Annotated in this window: 18 protein-coding genes; 14 read left to right on the forward strand and 4 right to left on the reverse strand. The window is 68.7% G+C overall.

Annotation, left to right across the window (positions count from 1 at the left end; translation table 11 throughout):
- Positions 1-6 precede the first annotated feature (6 nt).
- Positions 7-489 (reverse strand): cation:proton antiporter regulatory subunit, encoded by a 483-nt coding sequence (locus tag ACM6LR_RS21940; protein WP_409495087.1) that lies wholly within the window; start codon positions 487-489, stop codon positions 7-9.
- 15 nt (positions 490-504) lie between these two features.
- Positions 505-897 carry a DUF4267 domain-containing protein gene (locus tag ACM6LR_RS21945; protein WP_414942220.1) on the reverse strand — a complete coding sequence of 131 codons (393 nt, stop codon included), beginning with the start codon at positions 895-897 and terminating at the stop codon, positions 505-507.
- 91 nt (positions 898-988) lie between these two features.
- Between ACM6LR_RS21945 and ACM6LR_RS21950 the strand changes: the two genes are divergently transcribed.
- The 7 genes from ACM6LR_RS21950 (at position 989) to ACM6LR_RS21980 (ending at position 12,442) form a co-directional block, all read left to right on the forward strand.
- Complete coding sequence (locus tag ACM6LR_RS21950; protein ID WP_414942219.1) at positions 989-1,567, forward strand: TetR/AcrR family transcriptional regulator; 579 nt, start codon at positions 989-991, stop codon at positions 1,565-1,567.
- Positions 1,568-1,662: 95 nt separating this feature from the next.
- Positions 1,663-2,367: a (d)CMP kinase gene (gene cmk, locus ACM6LR_RS21955; RefSeq protein WP_414942243.1), complete on the forward strand. Its 705-nt coding sequence runs from the start codon at positions 1,663-1,665 to the stop codon at positions 2,365-2,367.
- Positions 2,364-3,038 carry a lysophospholipid acyltransferase family protein gene (locus ACM6LR_RS21960; RefSeq protein WP_414944407.1) on the forward strand — a complete coding sequence of 225 codons (675 nt, stop codon included), beginning with the start codon at positions 2,364-2,366 and terminating at the stop codon, positions 3,036-3,038. The genes cmk and ACM6LR_RS21960 overlap by 4 nt, the downstream gene beginning before the upstream one ends.
- 3 nt (positions 3,039-3,041) lie before the next feature.
- Positions 3,042-4,511, forward strand: a complete 1,470-nt coding sequence (gene der / locus ACM6LR_RS21965) for a ribosome biogenesis GTPase Der (protein ID WP_076167974.1) — start codon at positions 3,042-3,044, stop codon at positions 4,509-4,511.
- Between the two features lie 244 nt (positions 4,512-4,755).
- A complete protein-coding gene (locus ACM6LR_RS21970) occupies positions 4,756-8,658 on the forward strand; it encodes a Pls/PosA family non-ribosomal peptide synthetase (RefSeq protein ID WP_414944408.1) in 3,903 nt (1,300 codons plus the stop codon).
- A gap of 115 nt (positions 8,659-8,773) precedes the next feature.
- Entirely contained in the window at positions 8,774-10,213 is a 1,440-nt protein-coding gene (locus tag ACM6LR_RS21975) for a M1 family metallopeptidase (protein WP_414942216.1), read from the forward strand.
- Positions 10,214-11,470: 1,257 nt separating this feature from the next.
- Positions 11,471-12,442 carry a peptidylprolyl isomerase gene (locus ACM6LR_RS21980; RefSeq protein ID WP_414942215.1) on the forward strand — a complete coding sequence of 324 codons (972 nt, stop codon included), beginning with the start codon at positions 11,471-11,473 and terminating at the stop codon, positions 12,440-12,442.
- 363 nt (positions 12,443-12,805) lie between these two features.
- Here the strand turns inward: ACM6LR_RS21980 and ACM6LR_RS21985 are convergent, their stop codons facing one another.
- A complete protein-coding gene (locus ACM6LR_RS21985; RefSeq protein WP_414944409.1) occupies positions 12,806-13,630 on the reverse strand; it encodes an NAD-dependent epimerase/dehydratase family protein in 825 nt (274 codons plus the stop codon).
- A gap of 33 nt (positions 13,631-13,663) precedes the next feature.
- Positions 13,664-14,470 carry an IclR family transcriptional regulator gene (locus ACM6LR_RS21990; protein WP_414942213.1) on the reverse strand — a complete coding sequence of 269 codons (807 nt, stop codon included), beginning with the start codon at positions 14,468-14,470 and terminating at the stop codon, positions 13,664-13,666.
- Between the two features lie 159 nt (positions 14,471-14,629).
- On the opposite strand from ACM6LR_RS21990, the gene ACM6LR_RS21995 reads away from it, so the two are divergent.
- The 7 genes from ACM6LR_RS21995 (at position 14,630) to ACM6LR_RS22025 (ending at position 24,913) form a co-directional block, all read left to right on the forward strand.
- Positions 14,630-16,141, forward strand: coding sequence for a sodium:solute symporter family protein (locus ACM6LR_RS21995; protein ID WP_414944410.1), 1,512 nt, complete (start codon positions 14,630-14,632; stop codon positions 16,139-16,141).
- 45 nt (positions 16,142-16,186) lie between these two features.
- The gene (locus ACM6LR_RS22000) at positions 16,187-17,170 is read left to right on the forward strand and encodes a 5-dehydro-4-deoxyglucarate dehydratase (protein ID WP_414942211.1); all 984 of its coding nucleotides are present in this window, start codon (positions 16,187-16,189) and stop codon (positions 17,168-17,170) included.
- A gap of 2 nt (positions 17,171-17,172) precedes the next feature.
- Positions 17,173-18,429, forward strand: coding sequence for a glucarate dehydratase family protein (locus ACM6LR_RS22005; RefSeq protein WP_414942210.1), 1,257 nt, complete (start codon positions 17,173-17,175; stop codon positions 18,427-18,429).
- Positions 18,430-18,433: 4 nt separating this feature from the next.
- The gene (locus tag ACM6LR_RS22010) at positions 18,434-19,579 is read left to right on the forward strand and encodes a hypothetical protein (protein ID WP_414942209.1); all 1,146 of its coding nucleotides are present in this window, start codon (positions 18,434-18,436) and stop codon (positions 19,577-19,579) included.
- Between the two features lie 15 nt (positions 19,580-19,594).
- Positions 19,595-21,052, forward strand: a complete 1,458-nt coding sequence (locus tag ACM6LR_RS22015; RefSeq protein WP_414944411.1) for an aldehyde dehydrogenase (NADP(+)) — start codon at positions 19,595-19,597, stop codon at positions 21,050-21,052.
- 238 nt (positions 21,053-21,290) lie between these two features.
- A complete protein-coding gene (locus ACM6LR_RS22020; RefSeq protein WP_414944412.1) occupies positions 21,291-23,642 on the forward strand; it encodes a polysaccharide lyase 8 family protein in 2,352 nt (783 codons plus the stop codon).
- Between the two features lie 122 nt (positions 23,643-23,764).
- Positions 23,765-24,913, forward strand: coding sequence for an epoxide hydrolase family protein (locus tag ACM6LR_RS22025; RefSeq protein WP_414942206.1), 1,149 nt, complete (start codon positions 23,765-23,767; stop codon positions 24,911-24,913).
- The last annotated feature ends 56 nt before the right edge of the window (positions 24,914-24,969 follow it).

Raw genomic sequence — 24,969 nt, forward strand, 5'->3', positions numbered from 1 at the left:
CCGCGATCAGCCGTACTTCAGGATCTTGACGGCGGCTTCGAGTCCCTCGGACGTCCCGACCGCGACGAGCACGTCGCCCGCGGTGAGGTTGAAGTCCGGGTTGGGGGAGGGGTGAACCTGACCGGCCCGCATCACCGCGACGACCGAGACGCTCGTCCGGCTCCGCATGGCGGTGTCGCCCAGCGTCCGGCCGTCGAACGGCGACGACGACTTGATCGGGAGCTGCTTGGTGTTGATCCCTGGCAGGTCCCGGTGTTCCTCGGTGAGCTGGGCGACGAGCTGGGGCGCGCCGAGCAGATTCGCCAGCGCGCCGGCCTCGTCGGTGCTGAGCGGAAGTGAGGCCAGGCAGGCGTCGGGATCGTCCGTTTTGGACACGATCAGCTCGACATGCCCGTCGCGATGGGTCACGACGCCTACGCGGCGTCCGTTGCGAGTGGCGAAGTCCTTGCGGACGCCTATGCCGGGGAGCGGGGTCACTTCGACGTTCACGCTGTCAACAGTAACTCACTGTCCGTTTTGGGCGGGGCGGACGAGGAACAGCGCCGAGATCAGCACCATCACCGCCGCCGTCGCGCCGTGGATGCCGAACGCGGCGCCGACGGCCCCGTTGTGGGTCAACACGATCAGCATGTCGCCGACCGGGATGAACGCCAGCGCGAGGAGCGCCCAGCCCACCGCGCGGGCGTTCCGGAACAGGAGCAGCGCGAGCAGCACGAGCGCGGTGCCGATGTCGCGGACACCCTTGACCGCGAGGATCGGGTCGCCGACGGAGGGCATCACGGGCAGCCCGAAGCCGCCCGTCTGGGTCTGCGGGAAGAACACGTAACCGGTACCGAAGTAAAGGACGAAGAGCACGAGAGCGGCGGACAGGGTGTAAGCGATCTTGATCCTGGTCATGGTCTCCGACTCCAGAAGCTAGCAGCGCTAGGAACACGGTGGACGTTAGTGCTAGCGATGCTAGATTGTCTAGCGATGCTAGTGTTTACGTATGGTCACGAACCCCCGGCGTGAGCGGGACCGCTCGCAACGCGAACAGCTGATCGTCACGACCGCCCGCGAGATCGCCGAAGACGAGGGCTGGGACGCGGTCACCACCCGGCGGCTGGCGGCGAAGATCGAGTACAGCCAGCCGGTGCTCTACAGCCACTTCTCCGGCAAAGGGGCGATCATGGCGGCCGCGGCCCTCGAAGGGTGCGCCGAAATGGCCGTGGACTTGCGGAAGGGTGCCGGGATGGCGGAGGACTCGCGTAGCGCCCTTCTGCGGCTGGCCGAGAACTACTTCGACTTCGCCGACCGTAAACCCGCGCTCTACGACGCGATATTCACCCTCGCCAGTGAACTGACGTTCGCCAGCGCGGACAGCCCCGCCCCCTTGCGGGACGCGTTCGGCGCCCTGCTCGAATGCGCAGGCCCCGCGGCGGGTGAGCACGATCCCGCCCTCTACACCGAGACCTTCTGGGCCGCCCTGCACGGCCTGGTCACCCTCGAGCGCAGCCGACGGCTGCCGCCGCACGCGCGCGCGGAACGCATCGGCATGCTCGTCGACCGGTTCGCCGTGGGCGGCTGAGGCGGGCCGTTCGCCACCAGGCAGAATGGTCGTCGATCAGGTGAGCGACGACGATGAGTCAGAGGAGTGTTCCGGTGGCGGGAGCCCTGCGTGGTGTGGTCGCGATGGACGGCCCATCCGGTACCGGGAAGTCGACGGTTTCGCGGAAGCTCGCGACGAAGCTCGGCGCCGGCTACCTCGACACGGGCGCGATGTACCGCGTGGTGACCCTCGCCGTTCTGCGCGCCGGGGCAGACCTTGCCGACGCGGACGCGGTCTCCGACGTCGCCCGGAAGGCTGAACTCGGCATCGGGACCAGCCCTGACGAAGCGACCGTGACCCTGTCCGGCGAGGACGTCGCCGCCGAGATCCGCGGCGCGGACGTCACCACCGCGGTGTCGCCGGTTTCGGCCGTTCCCGCCGTCCGCGAACTGCTGGTCGCCCGGCAGCGTGAGATCATCGACGAGGTGCTCGGCCGCGTCGGCGGCATCGTGGTCGAAGGCCGCGACATCGGCACCGTCGTCTCACCGGACGCCCCGCTCAAGATCTTCCTCACCGCCTCGGCCGAGGTCCGTGCCGCGCGCCGCAGCGCGCAGGACTCGGCCGCCGGTCGCGAGTCCACCCACGCCGTCGCGAAGGCGGCGGTGGAGCGGCGTGACCACCTGGACTCCACGCGGGCCGCGTCACCGTTGCGCACGGCCGAAGACGCCGTCGAGGTCGACACCTCACAGCTCAACATCGACCAGGTGATCGTCGCGCTGGCGGAGCTGGCGCTGCACCGCGGTCTGCTCGAAGGCTGCCCCGCGGAGGCCGCCAGGTGAGCGCGAAAGGCCTGCCCGAGGGCGCGAGCGGCCCGCTGCACGCCTTCGGCCGGGGGATCTCGAAGTTCATCGTCCGGCCCGCGTTCCGGGTCAGGGTGCACGGCCGCGACCGCGTGCCGTCGTCCGGTCCGGTGGTGTTCGTCGCCAACCACAGTTCGATGGTGGAACCGCAGCTGCTGTTCGGAATGTTCTCGCGGCGCACCGCGTTCCTGGTCAAAGCGGAACTCTTCACGGGTTTCGTCGGCTGGTTCTTCTCGAAACTGGGCCAGATCCCGGTGAAACGGGGGGCGGTGGACCGCAAACCGCTGATGATGGCGGTCAAGGTGCTCGAGGACGGCGGTGCGGTCGGGATCTTTCCCGAAGGCACCCGCGGCCTCGGTGACGCCGAAAACTTCGAGCGCGGCGCGGCCTTCCTGGTCCGCGCCGGGAACGCGACCGTGGTTCCGGTCGCCACTCGGGGGACATACAGACCCGCTGGTGCCAAGAGGCGCTGGCGGCCCCGCGTCGACATCATGGTCGGCGAACCTTTCACTCCCGCGATCGGGAAGGGAAGGACAGGGCTGGAGGAGGGAACCGAGCGGCTTCGCATCGCGCTCGCGGACCTCGTGAAGGCACTGGACGAATGGCGCTTGGAGCACGGGCTCCAAGACACGCGACAGAATGTGAAGTAACGAATGTCTGAGCTTGACGGAGTCGGCGAGATCGACGGCTCCTGGTCCGACGAGTCCGAATTCACCGCGCTCGACGCGCAGATCGCCGCCGGCGAGGCCGAGGAGGAGGCGCAACTCGCGCAGCCGGTCCTCGCCGTCGTCGGCAGGCCGAACGTCGGCAAGTCGACCCTGGTCAACCGCATCCTCGGCCGTCGCGAGGCGGTCGTACAGGACGTCCCCGGCGTGACCAGGGACCGCGTCGCCTACGACGCCTTCTGGGCGGGCCGCCGGTTCACCCTTGTCGACACGGGCGGCTGGGAGCCGGACGCGACCGGGCTGCAGGCCTCCGTCGCCGCGCAGGCCGAGATCGCGATGGCCACCGCCGACGCGGTGCTGCTGGTCATCGACGCCAGCGTCGGCGCGACCGCGACCGACGAGGCCGCCTCGAAGGTGCTGCGCCGCTCGAAGAAGCCGGTGCTGCTCGTCGCCAACAAGGTCGACGACGACCGCCTGCTCGCCGACACCGCGTCGCTGTGGTCACTCGGCCTCGGCGAACCGCATCCGGTCAGCGCGTTGCACGGCCGTAGTTCGGGTGACTTGCTCGACGCCATCGTCAAGGCACTGCCGACGATGCCGCGTGACGGCGACCGCGCCACCGCCGGCCCGCGCCGGGTCGCGCTGGTGGGCAAGCCGAACGTGGGCAAGTCCAGCCTGCTGAACAAGATCTCCGGCGAAGAGCGGTCCGTCGTGGACTCGGTCGCCGGTACCACGGTCGACCCGGTCGACTCGCTGGTCGAGCTGGATGGCGACATCTGGCGGTTCGTCGACACCGCGGGCCTGCGCAAGCGCGTGAACTCGGCCAATGGCGCGGAGTACTACGCGTCGCTGCGGACCAAGACCGCGATCGACGCGGCCGAGGTCGCGATCGTGCTGCTGGACGCCGCCGAACCCCTTTCGGAGCAGGACCTGCGGGTGCTGACCATGGTCGTCGAGGCGGGCCGCGCCTGCGTCCTCGCCTTCAACAAGTGGGATCTCGTCGACGAGGACCGTCGTCACGCCATGGTGCGGGAACTGGACCGCGGCCTGGTCCGGGTGCCGTGGGCGGACAAGGTCAACATCTCCGCGCTCACCGGGCGTTCCGTGCGCAAGCTCGCGCCCGCGCTGCGGACCGCGCTGAAGTCTTGGGACCAGCGGGTCCCCACCGGTCAGCTGAACGGCTGGCTCGCCGACCTCATCGCCGCGACCCCGCCGCCGGTCCGAGGTGGCAAGCAGCCGAAGGTGCTCTTCGCGACCCAGGCCGGCATTCGGCCGCCGACGCTGGTCCTGTTCACCACGGGCTTCCTCGAGGCCGGCTATCGGCGATTCATCGAACGCAAGTTCCGTGAGCGTTTCGGCTTCGAAGGCAGCCCCGTCCGGGTGAATGTCCGAGTACGCGAAAAGAAGCAGAGGCCTAAGGTCGGCGGAAAAGCGGCAGGAAAACCGAAGACCCGCTGATTTCTCACCATGTAGGTGAATAGTTCACCAGGCGGACACGTCGATGACCTCGGTCTTCGGCGTGTCCCCGGTGAGTTTCGACACTCTGCCGAGACCTCGCCGAGATATGTCGGGCAACTGCGGTAAACTGAATGGTCTGACTAGCGGGCGCCTCATTCGAAGAGCGAGCCCGAATGACGCACTTCGTGAAAGGTGTGATGGGCTTGCGCGCCCATGGTTCTGGTTTGCCCGTGGTGATGTCCCGATGACGCTGACCGCCGATTCCCGGCCGATCGCCTGTGTCGCCGACATCACCGTCGCCCCGTCACCCGCCCCCATCGCCGACCGCGCCCTGTTCTGGTCCGGCCTCGGTGCCGGCGAGCGCACCCTGACCGACCTCCTCGCCGAGACCGCCGCCCGCCATCCCAACGCGGGCGCGATCGACGACGGCGAGACCACGCTGTCCTACCGCAAGCTCGTCGAGGAGATCGACGCCTACGGCCGCAAGCTGACCGCCAACGGCGTCGGCGTCGGTGACCGGGTTGGCGTCCGGATCTCCTCCGGCACCGCGGAGCTGTACATCGCCATCCTCGCCGTCCTGTCCGTCGGCGCCGCCTATGTGCCGGTCGACGCGGACGACCCGGACGAGCGCGCCGACCTGGTCTTCGGTGAGGCCGAGGTCGCCGCCGTCGTCTCCGATGGCGGTGTGATCACCGTGCTCGGCTCACCCAACGGCATCGAGGGCTCTCCCGCGCCGACCGACGACGCGTGGATCATCTTCACCTCGGGTTCGACCGGTAAGCCGAAGGGCGTGGCGGTCTCGCACGCCTCGGCCGCCGCGTTCGTCGACGCCGAGGCGCGGCTTTTCCTCACCGAGGAGCCGATCGGCCCCGGTGACCGCGTGCTCGCGGGCCTGTCCGTCGCCTTCGACGCGTCCTGTGAAGAGATGTGGCTCGCCTGGCGTCACGGCGCTTGCCTGGTCCCGGCGCCGCGTTCGCTGGTGCGGACCGGTGTCGACCTCGGCCCGTGGCTGGTCGCGCAGGGCATCACCGTCGTCTCGACCGTCCCGACGCTGGCCGCGCTGTGGCCCGCCGACGCGCTCGAAGACGTCCGTCTGCTGATCTTCGGCGGCGAAGCGTGCCCGCCCGAACTGGCCGAGCGCGTCGCCGTCGAGGGTCGCGAGGTCTGGAACACCTACGGCCCGACCGAGGCCACCGTCGTCGCCTGCGCCGCGCAGATGACCGGCGAAGGACCCGTCCGCATCGGCCTGCCGCTGGCAGGCTGGCAGCTGGCCGTCGTCAACGAGGCCGGTGAGCCGGTCGCGATGGGGGAGACCGGCGAGCTGGTCATCGGCGGTGTCGGCCTTGCCCGCTACCTGGACCCGGAGAAGGACGCCGAGAAGTTCGCGCCGCTGCCGTCGCTGGGCTGGCGCCGCGCCTACCGCAGCGGTGACATGGTCCGCGCCGAGGCTGAAGGATTGCTGTTCCTCGGCCGCCTCGACGAGCAGGTCAAGCTCGGCGGCCGCCGCATCGAACTCGGCGAGGTCGACGCCGCGCTCCAGGCGCTGCCCGGAGTGCAGGGCGCCGCCGCCGCGATCCGCCGCACCAAGGCCGGTAACCAGGTGCTCGTCGGGTACGTCGTGCCCGCCGAAGGCACGAAGTTCGATCACGACGAGGCCGCGACCAGGCTGCGCGAGCAGCTGCCCGCGGCGCTCGTCCCGCTGCTGGCGCTGGTCGATGACCTGCCGACGCGTACCTCCGGCAAGGTCGACCGCAACGCGCTGCCCTGGCCGCTGTCCACTGTGGACGCCGCCAAATCGGGCCTGTCGCCGACGGAGAGCTGGCTCGCCGAAGGCTGGGCGGAGATCCTCGGCGTCTCGGTCGGCAATCCGAAGGCCGACTTCTTCACCAACGGCGGCGGCAGCCTGACCGCCGCGCAGCTGATCGCGCGGATCCGTACCCGCCACCCGCAGGTGTCGGTGAACGACATCTATGCCAACCCGAAGCTCGGCGCGCTGGCCACGCTGCTGGACGCGCTGAGCGGCGAGAAGACCGAACGCCGCGACATCGCGCCGACCCCGCGCAAGGCCGGGATCATCCAGTCGCTGCTGATGATCCCGCTGATGGGCCTGGTCGGCCTGCGCTGGACGACGATCGCCGCGACGCTGTCGAACATCCTGTCGCTGGCCGGTTTCACCTGGGCGCCGACGCTGCACTGGGCGTGGATCGCCGTCGCGTGGGTCGCGCTGTTCAGCCCGGCCGGCCGGATCGCGATCTCCGCGACCGGTGCGCGGCTGCTGCTGCGCGGGGTCCGTCCCGGCAGCTACCCGCGTGGCGGGAGTGTCCACTTGCGACTGTGGACGGCCGAGAAGATCGCCGAGTTCAGCGGCGCGGACAGTGTCGCGGGTGCTTCCTGGATGACGACGTACGCCAGGGCTCTCGGCGCGCGGATCGCCAAGGACGTCGACCTGCATTCGCCGCCGCCGGTCACCGGCATGCTGAAGCTCGGCCGCGGTGCCGCCATCGAACCCGAGGTCGACCTGACCGGGCACTGGGTGGACGGCGACCTCGTGCACATCGGCAAGATCCGGATCGGCGCCGACGCGCGGATCGGCGCGCGCAGCACGCTGTTCCCCGGCGCGCGGATCGGCAAGGGCGCGGAGATCGCGGCCGGGTCGACCGTCCGCGGCAACGTGCCCGCCGGGCAGCGCTGGGCCGGTGCTCCCGCCGCCCGCGCCGCCAAGGACGCGCTGAAGTGGCCGCCGAGCCGCCCGCCGCGTTCGCGGTTCTGGTCTTCGGTCTACGGCGCGACCTCGGTCGCACTGGGCCTCCTGCCCGCCGTCGCCGCCCTGCCCGCCGTCGCGGTGCTGGGTTACGCGATCGCAGGCACTCCTTCGCTGGGCGCCGCGCTCGGCCAGGCGCTGCTGTTCACGCCGCTGGCCACCGTCGCGTACTTCCTGAGCTACGCCGTGCTCGTGCTCGTCGGCGTCCGTTCGCTGAGCATCGGCATGGTCGAGGGTTACCACCCCGTCCACGGCAGCGTCGCGTGGCAGGTCTGGGCGACCGAACGGCTGATGGGCATGGCGCGCGACGGGCTGTTCCCCTTGTACGCCAGCCTGTTCACCCCGGTGTGGCTCCGGCTGCTCGGGGCGAAGGTCGGCCGCAACGTCGAGGCGTCCACCGTCCTCGCGCTGCCGAAGATGACCCAGGTCGACAGCGGCGCGTTCCTGGCGGACGACACCATGGTCGCCACCTACGAACTCGGCCACGGCTGGCTGCACGTCGCGCCCGCCCGGATCGGCAAGCAGGCGTTCCTCGGCAACTCGGGGATGGCCGCGCCCGGTCATTCAGTGCCGAAACGCGGTCTGGTCGGCGTGCTGTCGTCGGCTCCGCTGAAGGCCAAAAAGGGCTCGTCGTACCTCGGGATGCCGCCGCTGCCGGTCCGCCGGTCGGTCGGCGAATCCGACACGAGCCGCACCTACACGCCGCCGCTGCGGCTGAAGGCGGCCCGCGCGCTCGTCGAGTTGTGCCGGATCGTGCCGGTGATGTGTGGCGTCGCGCTGACCGTGCTGGTCGCGGCCGGGATCCTCGCGCTGGCCGGGTCCTACGGCTTCTTGGTCGCGCTGCTGCTAGGTGGGCCGCTGCTGCTCGCCGCCGGTGCCGTCGCCGCGCTGACCGCCACCGCGATGAAGTGGCTGCTGGTCGGCCGGTTCCGCGCGGTCGACCACCCGCTGTGGAGTTCGTTCGTCTGGCGCAACGAACTCGCCGACACCTTCGTCGAGGCGCTCGCCGTGCCTTGGCTGATCGGTTCGCTAGGCGGCACGCCGCTGCTTCCCGCGTGGCTGCGCACCATGGGCGTCAAGATCGGTCGCGGTGTGTGGCTGGAGACGTACTGGCTGCCCGAGTCGGACCTCGTGAGCTTGGGTGACGGCGCGACGATCAACCGCGGTTGTGTCGTGCAGACGCACCTTTTCCACGATCGGATCATGACGATGTCGCCGGTGACCCTGGACGAGGGAGCGACGCTCGGGTCGCACGGTATCGTGCTGCCTGGCGCGAGCATCGGCGCGCGGACGACCGTCGGACCGGGGTCACTGGTGACCCGGGGCGACGCGGTTCCCGCCGACTCGCGCTGGCTGGGAAATCCCATCTCGGCCTGGACGAAGTAGGGGACTGTCGGCGGAGCTGAGGTGTGTTCGGAATGGTGACCGTGCGGGTGAACCCGCCGTCGATCACGGCCGCGGGTTCATCAACAGACAAGATGGGAAGCGGGGTTCTTCGCGGGTGATTTCGAAGGCCTCCGCGCAGCCCTCGCCCGGCGCGGACACCTCCGGCGACTCCTATCTGCCCCATCACGGTAACGGCGGTTACCGGGTCCGGCACTACGATCTGGAGCTGGACTACAAGATCGGTCCCAACCGGCTGTCGGCCTCCGCCGCCATCACGGCGGAGGCGACGCAGGCGCTGTCGCGGTTCACACTCGACTTCGGCGACTTCCGGATCAACCGGGTGCTGGTCAACGGCAAACCCGCGAAGTACCTGCGGCGTGGGCACAAGCTGCAGGTGAAACCCGCGAAGTCGGTGCCCGACGGGGCCGAGTTCCTGACGGAAGTCTTCTACGTCGGCAACCCGCGCCCGCTTTCCGGGCTGTGGGGCGACATCGGCTGGGACGAACTGACCGACGGCTCGCTCGTCGCGAGCCAGCCGGTCGGGGCCCCGTCCTGGTTCCCGTGCAACGACCATCCGGCGGACAAGGCGACCTACCGCGTCGCGCTGACGACATCGTCGCCGTATCTCGTGGCCATCACCGGGGACCTGGTGTCGCGGCACGAGCGCGCGAGCACCACGACGTGGGTCTTCGAACGGCCAGAGCCGACGGCGACCTACCTGATGAGCGTCCAAACAGGACGGTACGACGACGTCGAACTGGTCTCCGGCCCCCAACCCGGCTGGCTCTCGCACCCCGAAGCCGCCGCGTATCGGATCAACCTCGACGGCGGCTCCGTGGTCACTTCGGTCCCGCAACGGGCCGCCGTGCCGCCGCGACTGCGCCGGCCCTTCGAGCACGATTTCGGGCGGCAGGGCCGGATCATGGACTCGCTGCAACGGCTTTTCGGGCCGTATCCCTTCGGTGAATACGTCATCGTCGTCACCGACGACGACCTCGACGACCCGATCGAAGCCCAAGGCATGTCGATCTTCGGCGCCAACCACGTCGACGGACGGCGCACCCACGAACGGCTCGTCGTGCACGAACTGGCGCACCAGTGGTTCGGCAACAGCCTGACCGTCGCCGACTGGCGGCACATCTGGCTGAACGAGGGCTTCGCGACGTACGCGGAATGGCTCTGGTCCGAGGAATCCGGCGAGCAGAGCGCCCACACCTTGGCGAAGACGTGGCACGCGCGGATGAAGGCGAAGCCCGCGGATCTGCGTCTCGCCGACCCCGGCGTCTCGCGGATGTTCGACGAGCGGGTGTACAAACGCGGCGGCCTGTTGTTGCACGCTTTGCGTTGTACCGTCGGCGGTGCGGTGTTCTTCCCGCTGGTGAAGGCCTGGGCGGTGGAGAACCGGCACGGTTTGGTGACCACTGCTGCTTTTGTCGCGCTGGCTGAACGCTTCGCTGGTCGCTCGCTGGACGCCTTCTTCGAAGCTTGGCTGGACGCTCCGGCGCTGCCTCCGCTTCCCGCCCCTGACGCTCCAGCGCTGCCTCCGCTGGTCTAAAGGTCCGGATGCCCCCAATGCCACATTGGGGGCATGTCTTGAGTTGTCCACAATGGGGCTGGTGTGGCGAGTTGTCCACAGGGAACGAATCAGTGCTGGTGAGGGGTACGTGTCGCTGACGATGATCTTGGGGTGCGATCTGGGGAATGGGCTCGCGATCACGAGGGCCTTTACAAGCTGAGCCGCGACGGCGTGATCACTGTCGCGCGGCTGGTGGAGTTCGGCGTTTCGAAGAGAACCTGCTACCGGCGTTGCCGACCTGGGCAGCCCTGGCAGCGGTTGTTGCCCGGAGTGTTGCTGCTCGGCTCGGGGCGGCCGACTCGCCGCCAGATGGTCGACGCAGCTCTGCTCTGTGGCGGGTCGGAAGCGATCGTCACCGGTCTCGAAGCTTGCCGCCGTCAAGGTTTGAGGGGGCCGCGGAGCACGGCTGACCGGGTTCATCTGCTGGTGCCCGCTTCTTGCCAGGTCAGCAGCGCAAGGTATGTGCTCGTAGAGCGGACTACTCGAATGCCTCGCCCAGTGATCGTCGACGGAGTGGCCATGGCTCCACTCGTCCGGGCGGTTCTCGATGAATGTCGTAGGTTTGCCGCGCACGACCCGGTTCGAGCGTTGTTGATCGAGGCCGTTCACCGAGGCGGGCTGAATCCCGAGGCCCTCATCCGGGAACTCGAAGCAGGCAGTGATCGAGGTAGCGCAATGCCCCGTGAGGTCCTGCGTGACGTCCTCAGAGGGGGGCGTTCGGTCGCGGAAATCGACGCGATGGCTGTCTGGCGCCGGACCGGTCTCCCGGAACCGCTGTGGAATCACGAACTGAGGGATTCCGGTGGTCGCTACGTCGGGACTCCCGATGGCTACTTCAGGAAAGTCCGTCTTGCGTGGGAAATCGACTCGTATGACTTCCATTTCGCGCGGAGGCAGTACGCCGGCACGCTCGAGAGGAACGGTCGATACACCGCCGAGGGAATCCTTGTCCTGCAGACTTTGCCGAGCCGCTTGAGATCGGAGCCGCAGGAGGTCGCCGCTGAACTCGTGACTGCGTACGACACCGTCCGCGACCGATGGGGCAGGCGGAGACGTCCAGATCGACCTGAGGCGCGGGGAGGGGGCCGTCGTGCACCGCGCGGGGCGACGGGCCCGACCTCGAGATCCGGCCCGTCCCGGCGAACGGGGACGGCGCGCCGCGGGGGATGCCCTGACTTCCGCATGTGGTACGTGAGAGTGTTTCTGCACTTCCTCCGCCGGATGACAGGAGCACAGATGTCCCAGCCGCCGCAGTCGGGCGAGCCCGAAGGCCAGGTTCCCGATTCCGGGCCCCCGCAGGGGCAGCCGTACCAGCAGCAACCCTATCCGCAGCAGCCGTACCAGCAGCAGGGCTGGTACGGCGCGCCGCAACAGCCGCCGCCGCCGTCGTCGAACAAGACGGCGCTCTGGGTCGGGCTGGGTGTGCTGGGACTGGTCGTGGTGGTGGCCGTCGTGGCCATCACCGGATTCGTGGCGCCGGGGTTCTTCCTGTCGGACTCGAAGGGCGAGAGCGCGGTCGCGTCCTCGTCGCAGGCTCCGACGTCGAGCGCCCAGGACACGACGACGCGGAGCCCGGTGCAGATCCCCGCGGGCCGGATTCCGCTGCCGAAGCGCTCCACGCCGTTGGCGGATCCGACCGACTGCGCGTATCCGGCGAGCTCCAGCGGCGAGGTGCCGAAGAAGGCCACCCCGCCCGCGGCGGGCCCGACCCCAGCGTCCGGCACGACGGCGGCCACGGTCAAGACGACCGCGGGTGAGATCGGACTGACACTGGACCGCGGGCTCGCGCCGTGCACCGTGGCGAACTTCCTTTCGCTGGCGCAGCAGGGTTACTACGACGGCACCTCGTGCCACCGGCTCGGCACGTCGGGGCTCCAGATGCTCCAGTGCGGCGACCCGGCGGCCACCGGCATGGGCGGGCCGGGGTACACCATCCCGGACGAGGTCTTCCCGGAACTCAAGTACGGCCGCGGGCTCCTCGCCATGGCGAAGACACAGGCGCCGAACTCGGGCGGCAGCCAGTTCTTCATGGTCTTCGGTCAAGCGGAACTGCCTGCGGAGTACACGGTGTTCGGGAGCATCTCGGACGCGGGACTGCAGGTGCTGGACGAGGTCGCGCGCGGTGGCGTGGACGAAGCGAAGGGACCCGGCGACGGGACGGGGCCGCCGAAGACCCCGGTGACGTTCCAGTCCATCGCGGTCGGCTGAGTGGCCACCTCGTGAGTGGTAAGGACGGTTCTGTTGGACCGGTTTGCCTACCTACTGACTTCGATCACCGCGCTCGAGGCCCTGATCGGGTGGCCCTCGTGAGTGTGGGCGGGCGCACGGGTCCCGATTCCTCCCATCGTCAACCCTGACAGTCATCGAAACACTGCCACCGGACTCATACTGAGTCTCGAGCCAGGAAGGTGATACAGGAGGGACTGAGTGGGGAGGATCGGGGACACTCAACGTCCCCGATCCTCCGTTGATCAGGTCCGAGACCGGTGAAACCTCGTGCCGATCCTGGTCACACGTGGGTAGGCACATACCGGTCCGCTTCAACCGTCCCTACCACTCACGAGGCTTGGGTCAGAGCGGGTTGTAAGCGCCCAGCGGAGCGGTGCAGAACGGCCCGCCGACGTACTCCGCCGCCGCGCCGGTCGGCGCCGGCTTGTCCGCCAGCTGATCGGCGTAGGTCTCCGCGTTGTCGAGCGACTTGTAGCCCAGTTCCTCGGCTTCGGCGAGCGAGTAGATCCGGCGCGTGTTGTCGGAGACGCCCCAGATCAGCCGGTAGCCGGGGGAGGGGTAGCTCAGGCACGCCTCGAACAGGCGGGCGCCGTCGTCGGGGGAGAGCCAGGTCATCAGGCCGCGCGGACCAAGGACGAGCGGGTCTTCGAAGCACGAGCCGATCCGGATGACGATCACGTCCATGCCGAACCGCGAGTGGTACAGGCTGCCGAGTGCTTCGATGGCCGCTTTGCTGACGCCGTAGTAGGTGTCGGGGCGGGGGGTGGAATCGGCGGGGAGGCCGTTCTCGCCTGCCTCGTCGTTGCGACGGAAACCGACGGAATGGTTGCTGGAAGCCAGGATCACCCGCGGCACACCGGCCGCCCGCGCGGCTTCGAGGACGGTGTGGGTGCCGTTGATGTTGACGTCGAGCGTGGCTTCCCACGAGTGCTCCCGGCTGTGCCCGCCCAGGTGGATCACCGCGTCGACACCGGCGCACGCCTTGGCCATCGCCTCCGGGTCGGTCACCGACGCGACGATCAGCTCGACGTCCTCACCTCCCGCGGCTTCGGGCTGCGCGGCCAGGTCGAGCAGCCGCAGCACCCGCCCGGAGCGGCGCAGCCGCGGCCGCATCAGGGTGCCGACGATGCCCGCCGAGCCGGTGATCAGGACGCGCTGGTCTGCCATGAGTACCCCTTGTCAGTGAAGAAACGGGAATGATCAACGGATACCGGCGCGGCGCAGTTGCTGGCCGAGTTCCGCGGTGATTTCGGCGAGGAGTTCGCCGACGCGTGTGGCGTCCGCGTCGGTGACTTCGGTGACCGGCATGGAGCAACTGATCGCGTCCGTGCCAGGGATGCGGTACGGGATCACGGCCGCGACGCACCGGACGCCGAGGCTGCCTTCCTCGATTTCCGACGCGTAGCCGCGCTCGCGGGTCTTCGCGCATTCGGCGTGCAGCGACTCGGCCGAGGTGATGGTGTTCGGGGTCAGCGCCGACAACTCCCCGGTGAGGAGTCCGTCGATCTCGTCGTGCGTCAGTTCGGCCAGTAAAGCCTTCCCCAGCGCGGTCGCGTGGGTGGGCAGGGTGCGGCCGACGCGGGAGACGAGGTGCGTCGAGTGCCGTGACTCCCGTGTTTCCAGGTAGACGACGTCGGTGCCCTCGCGGCGCGCGAAATGCGCGGTGAAACCGGTCTTCTCCCGGATCCGCTCCAGCGCCTCGGTCGCGAACGGGACGACCGGGTCGCGGTCGAGGTAGGCCGTGCCGCAGATCAGCGCGCGTACGCCGAGGCGGTAGCGGGCGGTGTTGGTGTCCACTTCCAGCCAGCCTGCTTCGAGCAGGGTGCGGAGCAGTCCGTGCAGGCTCGACCTGGGAAAACCGGTCCGCGCGTGGAGATCCGACAGGGAAAGCCAGACGTCGTTCGCGGCGAAGGTCTCGATAAGGTCGATCGCCCGCCGTGCCGACTTGACCCCGGCGGGCTCGGACGCACCGTTCGCCACCGTGACAGCGGCTTCCTGCTGTGGCATCCGCGCTCCTCCATCCGGCCGTTGACTAGTGACCTCGGCCATATTAGCGTCCCGAACAGCGTTCTTATGGATGAACATAATCACTATAACAGAATCCGTTCATGGATGTGAACATGTCGGGCTGGATCACATCACCGTGGACGCGGAGAGGAGTCAGCGGTGCATTTGCTGGACTGGATCATGGTGTCCGCGTATTTCGTGCTGATGGTGGTGATCGGCCTGTGGTCGCACAGCCGGGTCAACACGGTCAGTGACTTCTTCACCGCCGGCGGGAAGATGCCGTGGTGGCTGGCCGGGATCTCCCACCACATGTCCGGCTACAGCGCGGTGCTCTTCGTCGCGTACGCGGGCGTCGCGTACACCGACGGCATCACGGTCTACTTCTGGGGCATGGCCAGCATCGGCGTCGGCGTCGGCATCGGCAGCTGGCTGTTCGCCGCGCGGTGGAACCGCCTGCGCTCGAAGCTGGGCGTCTCCTCACCGCTGGAGTACCTGGCGAAGCGCTTCAACGTGCCCACCCAGCAGGCGCTGGCCTGGAGCGGCAGCCTCCTGAAGATCTTCGACATCGCGGCCAAATGGTTCGCGGTCGCGACGATCCTCAACGTCTTCGCGGGTGTGCCCTACACCTGGGGCATCATCATCACCGGTTCGATCACGCTGATCTACTGCACCGTCGGCGGTCTCTGGGCCGACGCGCTCACCGACTTCGGCCAGTTCGTCATCCAGGCCATCGCGGCGATCGTGATGCTGTGGGTCGTGCTGGACAAACTCGGCGGCGTCTCCGGCCTGTGGACCGTGTGGGGAGACCTCCCGCCTGCCCACCTGAACCCGACCACCTCGAAGTTCACCACCGTCGTGTTGCTCGTCTACGTCCTGGTGAAGACGCTGGAGTACAACGGCGGTATGTGGAACCTGGCGCAGCGCTACATGGCCGCGCCGAACACGTTCGAAGCCCGGCGCAGCGCGCGGCTGTCTTCGATCCTGTACCTGGTGTGGCCACTGGTGATGATGTTCCCGATGTTCGCCGCCCCGCTGCTGATCCCGGACATCGCGAACCCCAACAACGCCTACGCGATCATGACCACGACGTTCCTCCCGCCGGGGCTGGTCGGGCTGGTGCTGGCCGGGATCTTCTCGCACACGATGGCGATGGTCTCCTCGGACGCCAACGCGATCTCCGCGGTGATCACCCGCGACATGATGCCGGTGCTGTGGAAGAAGGCCCGTAGCTTCACCGAAGCACAGGGGCTGCTCGCCGCGCGCGTTTCGACGGTGGTCTTCGTCGTGCTGACCATGGCGGTCGCCACGCAGGCCGAGAAACTCGGCGGTGTGCTCGGTATCGTCGTGCTGTGGGTCGCGGCGCTGATGGGCCCGATCTCGGTACCGTTGCTGCTGGGCATGCTCCCGGCGTTCCGCCGCTCCGGCTCCCGCGCGGCGCTGATCTCGTGGGCGGGCGGTCTCATCGCCTACGCGATCGCTTACTACGGCTACAACGCCACCCTCGCGGTCACCGTGTCCACCCCGATCCTGGTCTCGCTGGCGCTGTTCATCGGACTCGGCCACCTGATGCCCGAGCGCAAGGCCACCACCGACGAGATCATCGACACGATCGACCGTGACGACGACGTCACACCCAGCAAGTCGCAGGACGGCACCACCGTGCCCGCCTGACCGGGCCCGTACCCGGGACCAACCACAAAGACGAAAGAGAAATCCATGGCACAGCCCAAGTTCGAGGCACGCTTTCCCGCCGAGAACTCATCAGCACAGATCGAACTCGACGGCCTCTTGGCGTTCCCGCTGACCCCCTTCACCGAGGGGCTGGAACTGAACCTCGACGCGTTCGCTGAAAACGTCGAGAGCCACGTGGTCGCCGGAGCCGGCGCGCTGTTCGTCGCCTGCGGTACGGGCGAATTCAGCTCGCTGTCCCCGGACGAGCACGCAGCGATCCTGCGTAAGGCTCGCGAGGTCGTCGCCGGGCGCGTGCCCGTATGGGTCGGGGCAGGCGGTGGTGCGGCGTCGGCCCGTGCCGGGATCGCGGCGGCGGAGGCGGGCGGCGCGGACGGCGTCCTCCTCCTGCCGCCCTACCTGGTCACCGGCCCGCCGTCCGGGCTGGTCGACCACGTCCGGTACGCCGCCGGGGATTCCTCGATCCCGGTGATCGTCTACCACCGTTCCACCGGGGTGTTCACCCCGAACTCCGCGGTGGAACTGCTCGACATCCCGTCGGTGGTCGGTCTCAAGGACGGCTTCGGCGACGTCGAACTGATGAGCCGGATTATCACCACGATCCGCTCCGTCGACAGCGATCGGGCCCGGGATTTCCTGTTCTTCAACGGTCTTCCCACAGCCGAGGTCTCCGCGCGCGCGTACGCCGCCATCGGTGTGGCGCGGTACTCCAGCGCAGTGCACTGCTTCGCCCCCGAGATCGCGGCCCGCTTCCACCGCGCCCTCGTGGAGAACGACGACGCCGTCATGGAGGCGTTGCTCGCCGGGTTCTACCTGCCGCTGGTGGCGCTGCGGGACGAGGGACAGGGCTTCGCCGTGTCGCTGGTCAAGGCCGCGGCGCGGTCGCGCGGTGACAAGGTCGGCACGGTCCGGCCGCCGCTGGTCGAGCCCACCGCCGACCAGATCGCCCGGCTGGAGAAGATCGTCGACGACGGGTTCGCCGTCCTCAAGTCCGTCGGGGCCGGTGCCTGAAGATGAAGGTTCTCGAAGTCGTCCTGACCCCGGTCGCCTTCGCCGACCCGCCCCTGCTCAACGCGATGGGAGTGCACGAGCCCTTCGCGCTGCGCGGCGTCGTCCAGCTGATCTGCGAAGACGGTGTGGTCGGTCTCGGCGAGTCCTACGGTGACCTCGCGTTCCTCGAACAGGTCCGGAAGGTACTGCCGGAACTCAAGGGACAGGACGTGTTCGACCTGCCCGGCCTCCGCCGGAAGGTCGCCACCACGCTGGGCGAGGTCGTCTTCGCCGACGCGCACGGGCTCACCGGCGGATTCTCCGTCAGCAAGACGGTCGCCAGCGTGTACTCGCTGTTCGAAGTGGCCGCTCTCGACGCGCAGGGCCACTACCTCGGCAGGCCGGTGGTGGACCTGCTCGGCGGCAAGGCGCGTGACGCCGTCGACTTCTCCGCCTACCTGTTCTACAAGTTCGGCGCCCACATCGGGGCCGAAGAGGACTCGTGGGGCGAGGTGACCACGCCGGAAGCACTGGTCGGCGAGGCGCGGCGCATGGTCGAGGAGTACGGCTTCTCCTCCATCAAGCTCAAGGGCGGTGCCTTCGACCCGGATCAGGAGATGGACGGCATCCGCGCGCTCGCCGGGGCGTTCCCGGACCACCCGCTGCGCATCGACCCGAACGCGGCCTGGACTCCTGAGACCGGGATCCGGGTCGCCGAAGAGCTCGACGGTGTCCTGGAGTACCTCGAAGACCCGACGCCGGGCATCGAGGGCATGGCGCGGGTCGCCGAGAAGGCGAACATGCCGCTGGCCACGAACATGTGCGTCGTGCGCTTCGCGGACATCGAGCCCGCCTTCCGACAGCGAGCGGTCAGCGTAATACTTTCGGACCATCATTACTGGGGTGGGCTGCGGGACACGCAAGCCCTCTCGACCACGGCGGAATGCTTCGACGTGGGGCTTTCCATGCATTCGAACAGTCATCTCGGGATCAGTCTGGCCGCTATGGTGCACGTGGCCGCGGCGACGCCGCACCTGACCTACGCTTGCGACACCCACTGGCCGTGGAAGACGGCCGACGTCATCGCCCCGGGTGCGCTGGAGTTCGTCGACGGTGCGGTCGCGGTGCCCGGCGAACCGGGGCTCGGAGTCGAACTCGACCCCGACGCGCTGGCGCGGGCCCATGAAGCCTATGTCCGAAGTGGACAGACCAAACGGGATGACGTGACCTATATGCGGAAGTTCGTCGGAAACTTCGAACCGAACACGGCGCGGTGGTGACGGGGTGAAGGTCACCGGATACGCCTACCCCTGGGACGTCGTCGACGACCCGGGGTTCGTCGAGCGCGTACGGGAACTCGGCGTCGACGAGGTCGCCGTCGCCGTGTCGTACCACAGCGCCCGCGCGGCGACGCCCTGGTCGGCCGAGCGCACCTCGGTCGTCGCTCGCCACGCGGCGCTGTACCGGCCGGTGCGCGAGGAGGCCTGGGGTGAGCTGCGGCCCGCCGAACCGGACTGGGTCGAAAGCCGCGACAGCGCGGGCGACGCCGTCCGGTCGTTGAACGAAGCGGGTATCCCGGCGGCGGCGTGGATCGTGCTGACCCACAATTCCCAGCTGGGCACGGAGTTCCCCGATTTCACCGTGCGCAACTGCTTCGGCGAGCGGTACCCGTGGGCGCTGTGCCCGGGGCAGCCGGAGGTCCGCGAGTACGCGGCGAACATGACCGCCGAGAGTCTCGCGGGGCTCGACTTCGCTTCGGTCATCCTGGAGGCGTGTGGCCCGCTCGGTGCCATCCACCAGCATCAGCACGAGAAGACCGACGGTGTCTGGTCGCCCGCGGTGGCGCGACTGCTGTCGGTCTGCTGCTGCGACGCCTGCCTGGAGTCCTGGGCCGCGGCAGGCAAGGATCCGGCGAAGGCGCTGGACAAGCTGCGTGCCGAGGTCCGGCGGCTGATCGACGGCGGTGACCTCCGTGCCACCGAGGACAAGATCCTGCCCACCCTGCGGCAGGTCCTGCTCGATACGCGGCAAAAGGCGACGGACGCGCTCCGGCGTGATGTGCTCGCGAAGATCCCGGCCGGGCCGCGGATCGTGCTCCACGGCGCGATGGACCCGTGGGTCACCGGCGCGCTGCCGGGGCTGACGCCGTCGGTCCCCGAAGACGTCGACGCGGTGGTGCTGCAGAACTGGGTACCCGGGCAAGCCAGCCGGGAGTCCGTCGCGACGGCGCGGGCGAAACTGCCGCGCAAGGTCGCCGTCGGCAGCTACGTCACCGCGGTGGCGGCGAGCCCGGTGCCCGACATCGAGGCCTACACCACCGAACTCCGCAAGGCAGGCGCCACCGAACTGCACCTGTACCACCTCGGCCTCGCAGGCCCGGGGCGCTGGGCGGATCTCATCGCCGCCGTCAGCGCCGCACAAGAACTCTAGGAGAAGTAGGAAATCATGAGCCAGGCAACAGATCCCGCCACGCTCGAACAGATCCTCGCGGCCGCCACCGCGGCGGCAGGCACGGCGGCGGCCGCGACCCCAGCCCAGCGAGCCGAATGGCTGAACGCGGCCGCGGCCGCCCTCGACGCCTCCGCCGACGAGCTGATCGCGCTGGCCAACCAGGAGACGCACCTCCCGGTTTCCCCGCGACTGCAGGGCGAACTGAAGCGCACCACGTTCCAGCTGCGCCTGTTCGGCGAGGTGCTGGCCGACGGTGCGTTCCTCGGCGCCACCGTCGACCACGCGGACGCCGCGTGGCCGATGGGGCCGCGTCCGGACATCCGCCGTCTGCTCACGCCGATCGGGCCGGTGCTGGTTTTCGCCGCCAGTAACTTCCCGTTCGCCTTCAGCGTCGCGGGCGGTGACACCGCGTCGGCACTCGCCGCCGGATGCCCGGTCGTGCTCAAGGCGCACTCCGGGCACCCGGAGTTGTCCGCCCGCACCGGTGAGGTCCTGCGTGAGGCGCTGGTCAAGGCCGGTGCGCCGGACGGGATCTTCGCGGTCATCTACGGCCAGCAGAACGGGGTGGCCGCGTTGAAGGACCCGCGGATCCAGGCGGCGTCGTTCACCGGTTCGGTGCCGGGTGGGCGCGCGCTGTTCGACATCGCGACCTCGCGGCCGTCGCCCATCCCGTTCTACGGCGAACTCGGCAGCGTCAACCCCGTCGTCGTCACGCCCTCGGCGATCGAGGCGCGTGGCGAGGCGATCGCGAAGGGTTACGCGGGGTCGTTCACCCTCGGTGCCGGGCAGTTCTGCACCAAGCCGGGGCTGCTGTTCCTCCCCGACGGCCACGGGCTCGAAGACACCCTGCGCGAGGCCGTCTCGACGATCGCGGCGCAGCCGATGCTCAACGAGCGCATCGCGGCCGGATTCGCCGACCGGCTGGCGAAGCTGCGGGACGTGGCGGGTGTCGAGGTGCTGTCCGAGTCCGGTGGTACTGAGGGGATCTCGCACGGCGCGACCCTGCTCGCCACCACCGCCAAGGACTTCCTGGCCGACGCCGGCACGGTCCGCGAGGAGTGCTTCGGCCCGGCGTCGCTGCTCGTCACCTACACCGACCGGGCCGAGCTGATCAGCCTGCTCCAGGTGATGGAACCCGGGCTCACCGCGACCATCCAGGGCGAAGAGTCCGATGTGGACTGGATCCGCCCGGTCCTCCCGTCGCTGACCCGGGTCGCGGGCCGTCTGCTGTGGAACGACTGGCCGACCGGTGTCACGGTCACCTGGGCGCAGGAACACGGTGGCCCTTACCCGGCGACCACCGCGCCGACCAGCACTTCGGTCGGCACCGCCGCGATCGAGCGGTTCCTGCGGCCGATCGCCTGGCAGGGCTTCCCCGACGCGCTGCTGCCGGAACCGTTGCGGGAGAACAACCCGTGGGGCTTGCCACGCAGGACCGACGGGAAACGCTAGAAGCTCGTGAGTGATTTGGGTCGTTCTATGGGGGGTAAGGCAAAGGTGGCGAGTCTGGTCTCAGGCTTGTTGATGAAGGAATTGGGCGCTCGACGTCCCAATCGCTTCGTCAACGCGTACCCGGAGCCAGGTTTCACCGACATCGGGAACCCTTGATGCGCGAGCAGGTCACTCACGAGGCCCCACCTCACGCCGCCGCCCCTAGTTGCTGTCATTCGACCCCTTGGGAGGCCCCGTCATGCCCGGATTCGGTTATGTCGACCGGAGAACCGCCCTGCGTGGAGGCGCGGCCGCGGCCGCTTCGGTCGCGCTCACGACCGCGATCGCCCGGCCCTCGTTCGCCCAGTCCGCGGTTCCGGCGGAGGCCGCGGCCATCGTCACCGGCTACCGCGAACTGCAGACCGGGATCAACCGGCCGTCGGCGGAACGCGCCACCGCGCTGGCGAACCTCGACAGGGTCGCGAAGGCCTACTACGACAGCATGACGGTCGGCGATGGTCCTTTGTGGAAGGACCTCCCTCTCGGCCCGGGCAGTGAGTTCACGACGTCGATGTACGCCCGGCTTCGCGCGATCGCGGTCAACTGGGGCACCCCTGGCGGCGCGCTGGCGGGTGACGCGGCCGTGCTCGGCCGGATCAAAGCGGCGCTGGAACTTTTGTACATCAGCGATCAGTACAGCGAGAAGACCGCCGAGATCGGCAACTGGTACACCTACGAAATCGGCATCCCGCTCTACCTGCTGCACATTCTGTCCACGGTGGCCGGTGAGCTGACCAAGGACGAACTCGCCAAGTACCTGAAGCCGGTGCTGAAGTTCTCCGGTGATCCGAACCTGCGCACGAACAACCCGACGGTCGTCGAGACCGGCGCCAATCGCGCGGACAAGTCGACGATCTCCATCGTCTCCGGCGCGATGCTCGGCGACACCGAACGGATCAGACGCGGTGTCGGGGCGTTCACCGACGTCGAAGGCGGGGGAGTGGCGAGTGTCATCGCCAAGCTGCATCGCGCGGCAGGCGACGGATTCCACACCGACGGCTCGTTCATCCAGCACGATTCGGTGCCGTATCCCGGGCACTACGGGATCGTCCTGCTCACCGCCGTCGCGTCCGCCATCCACGTCACCAAGGGCACCGAGTTCGAACTGCCCGTCGATGTTCGCGAGGCGGCGTACGCACTGGTTTCGGACACGTTCGCGCCGTTCGTCCACGCGGGCGCGCTGATGGAGTCGGTCCGCGGCCGGTTCCTTTCCCGGCAAGGGGAATCCGCGCACGACATCGGGCATCAGGTCACCGGCGCGGTCGTCCTGCTGGCGCGGTCGGCGAGCGGGAAACGCAAGGAGGAACTCGGCGGGCTCGCCGCGAAGTGGATCACCGAGGACACCTTCGCGCCATATCTCGAAATCCCCGACCCCGAGCGGTTCGCGCCGGGCCCGGACCTCGTCGCCGTCCCCGGCATCGAGTTCGCGCAGGAGTTGCTGGCGACCAAGATCCGGCCGACGCCCACCGTCGCGACGCATCGCGTGTTCGGCCAGCAGGACCGGATGGTGCACATCACCGAGGGCTGGTCGGCCTCGCTCGGCGTCGCCTCGACACGGATCTCGCGGTACGAGTCGGTCAACGCGATGAACCTGCACGGCTGGTACACCGGCGACGGTTCGCTGTACCTGTTCCTGCCCAAGGCCAAGGGGCACTTCACCGACGCCTACTGGCCGACCGTGGATCCGCTGCTGCTGCCGGGCACGACCACCAAGGCCGGTCCGACCCCGGCACTGGAGCAAGTACCGCTCACCACCAAGGATCATTGCGGCGGCGTCCGCTGGGACGCGAGGCACGGCGCGCACGCCCTCGACTTCGTCTCGCAAGACGGCACGCTGACGGCGAAGAAGTCGTGGTTCTTCACGCCGTCGGGGGTGGTCTGCCTCGGCGCCGGGATCACCGACGCGTCGGGCGAGCGGATCCGCACCACGATTGAAAATCGCAACCTCGGCGAGCACGGCTCGGGTGCCCTGCTCGCCGACGGCCGCTTGGTCACCGGGTCGGAGTCGTTGCGGCGCAAGCGATGGCTGCACCTGGAGAAGGTCGGTGGGTACGTCCTGCTCGACGCCTCCGACGTGACCGCGCTGCGCGAGGACCGGACAGGGACCTGGCGCGACGTCGACAAGGGCGCCAACACCAAGGGCACCACGGTGCCCTACACCCGGCGTTACCAGAAGCTGGTGATCGAGCACGGGGCCAAGCCTTCAGGGGCGAGCTACGCCTACGCCGTCCTGCTCACCGCGTCGGTGCTGGAGACGATCGCCTCGGCTTGGGCGTGGCGGGTGCGGTCCAACACCGTGACCGTGCAGGCCATCCGGCTCTGGGACGCGACGCTGCTGGCGAACTTCTTCGCCGCGGGCTCGGTCGACGAGGTGTCGGTGTCCGGTCCGGCGTCGGTGGCGCTGGGACGGGGGAGCAACGGCCGGCAGCTGGCCGTTACGGACCCGACGCAGCGGCAGGACGTCATCAAGGTGACGGTGCGGCGCAAGACCGTCGAGGTGCCGGTGAAGGGCACCTTCGGGGCTACGCAGGTGGTCTCACTAGCCCGCTGACCCTGCTGAGCATGTCGCGAAAGCCATTTCGGGACGTCAGATGTCCCGAAAGTGGCTTTCGCGACGCTCGAATCGGACCCTTTAGGACACGATCTGTCCTAAAGGGTCCATACGGTTGCCCCATGACTGACATCGAGCAGTTCCGCATCGACATCCCGCAGTCCGATCTGGACGACCTGGCCGACAGGCTGGCCCGCACCCGCTGGCCGTCGGCGCTGCCCGGTGCCGAGTGGAGCCGAGGCGTCCCCGTCTCCTACCTCAAGGATCTGGCCGAGTACTGGCGAGACGGCTACGACTGGCGCGGGTTGGAGAAGCGGCTCAACGAGTTCCCGCAGTACACCACCGAAATCGACGGCCAGCGCGTGCATTTCCTGCACGTCCGCTCGCCCGAACCGGACGCGATCCCGCTGATCATGACGCACAGCTGGCCGAACTCGATCGCCGAATTCCTGAACGTCGTCGGCCCGCTGACCGACCCGCGAGCCCACGGCCTCGACCCTTCGCGGGCGTTCCACGTCGTCGCGCCGTCGTTACCCGGCTTCGGGTTTTCGACGTTCCCTGAACCAGCCGACGAGCGGCCGTGGGACATCGCGCGGGTGGCGCGGACCTGGGCGGATTTGATGAGCCGTCTCGGCTATGAACGTTATGGCGCACACGGGAACGACGCCGGCGCGTTGGTGACGCCGTGTCTGGCGGTACACGCGCCCGAGCACGTCATCGGCTCGCACATCACGTCCGGACTCGGGATCCCGATGGGCGATCCGGCCGACTTCGAGGGCCTCAGCGATCAAGAGCTGGCGACCCTGCAGGATCTCGCGGCGCGCTTCGCGGGCGGCAGCGGGTACGCACCGTACCTGACGAACAGGCCGCAGACGCTGAGCTTCGGTTTCCTCGATTCGCCGGTCGCGCAACTGGCTTACCTGGTCGAACGGTTCAAGGAGTTCGACGGCTGGCCCGACGGTGCCGGGCCTGCCGAACCGATCGACCGCGACCTCCTGCTCACCAACGCGACTTTGTACTGGCTGACCGCGACCGGCGGCACCGCGCTGTGGCCGTACTACGAGGGCGCGGCCGCGATGCCGATCGATCAGACGGTGGTGCCGACCGGCGTCTCGCACGGCGGACCGTCCGTCCTGCGCAAGATCGCCTCCCGCAAGAACGACATCGTGCGCTGGGCGGATCACGAGAGTCCCAGTCACATGGTCGCGATGGCCGTCCCGGACGACGTGGTCACCGAGCTCCGGGAATTCTTCGGGGAACTCCGGCGGTGATGTCGAGGGGTGGTCATCGGCTCCGACTCGGGGACAAAGCTTAGAGTCGAAGTGAC

Origin of the sequence: Amycolatopsis sp. cmx-11-32 (assembly GCF_047608695.1) — a bacterium.
In the GTDB taxonomy this organism is placed as follows: Bacteria; Actinomycetota; Actinomycetes; order Mycobacteriales; family Pseudonocardiaceae; genus Amycolatopsis.

Excerpts from the sequence above, each read along its gene's own strand:
- ACM6LR_RS21985 (WP_414944409.1), bottom strand. The coding sequence starts at position 13,630 with ATGGCAGACCAGCGCGTCCTGATCACCGGCTCGGCGGGCATCGTCGGC.
- ACM6LR_RS22025 (WP_414942206.1), top strand. The coding sequence starts at position 23,765 with ATGACTGACATCGAGCAGTTCCGCATCGACATCCCGCAGTCCGATCTG.
- ACM6LR_RS21990 (WP_414942213.1), bottom strand. The coding sequence starts at position 14,470 with ATGCCACAGCAGGAAGCCGCTGTCACGGTGGCGAACGGTGCGTCCGAG.
- der (WP_076167974.1), top strand. The coding sequence starts at position 3,042 with ATGTCTGAGCTTGACGGAGTCGGCGAGATCGACGGCTCCTGGTCCGAC.
- ACM6LR_RS22005 (WP_414942210.1), top strand. The coding sequence starts at position 17,173 with ATGAAGGTTCTCGAAGTCGTCCTGACCCCGGTCGCCTTCGCCGACCCG.
- ACM6LR_RS21970 (WP_414944408.1), top strand. The coding sequence starts at position 4,756 with ATGACGCTGACCGCCGATTCCCGGCCGATCGCCTGTGTCGCCGACATC.
- ACM6LR_RS21945 (WP_414942220.1), bottom strand. The coding sequence starts at position 897 with ATGACCAGGATCAAGATCGCTTACACCCTGTCCGCCGCTCTCGTGCTC.
- ACM6LR_RS21980 (WP_414942215.1), top strand. The coding sequence starts at position 11,471 with ATGTCCCAGCCGCCGCAGTCGGGCGAGCCCGAAGGCCAGGTTCCCGAT.
- ACM6LR_RS21950 (WP_414942219.1), top strand. The coding sequence starts at position 989 with ATGGTCACGAACCCCCGGCGTGAGCGGGACCGCTCGCAACGCGAACAG.
- ACM6LR_RS22000 (WP_414942211.1), top strand. The coding sequence starts at position 16,187 with ATGGCACAGCCCAAGTTCGAGGCACGCTTTCCCGCCGAGAACTCATCA.
- ACM6LR_RS22020 (WP_414944412.1), top strand. The coding sequence starts at position 21,291 with ATGCCCGGATTCGGTTATGTCGACCGGAGAACCGCCCTGCGTGGAGGC.
- ACM6LR_RS22015 (WP_414944411.1), top strand. The coding sequence starts at position 19,595 with ATGAGCCAGGCAACAGATCCCGCCACGCTCGAACAGATCCTCGCGGCC.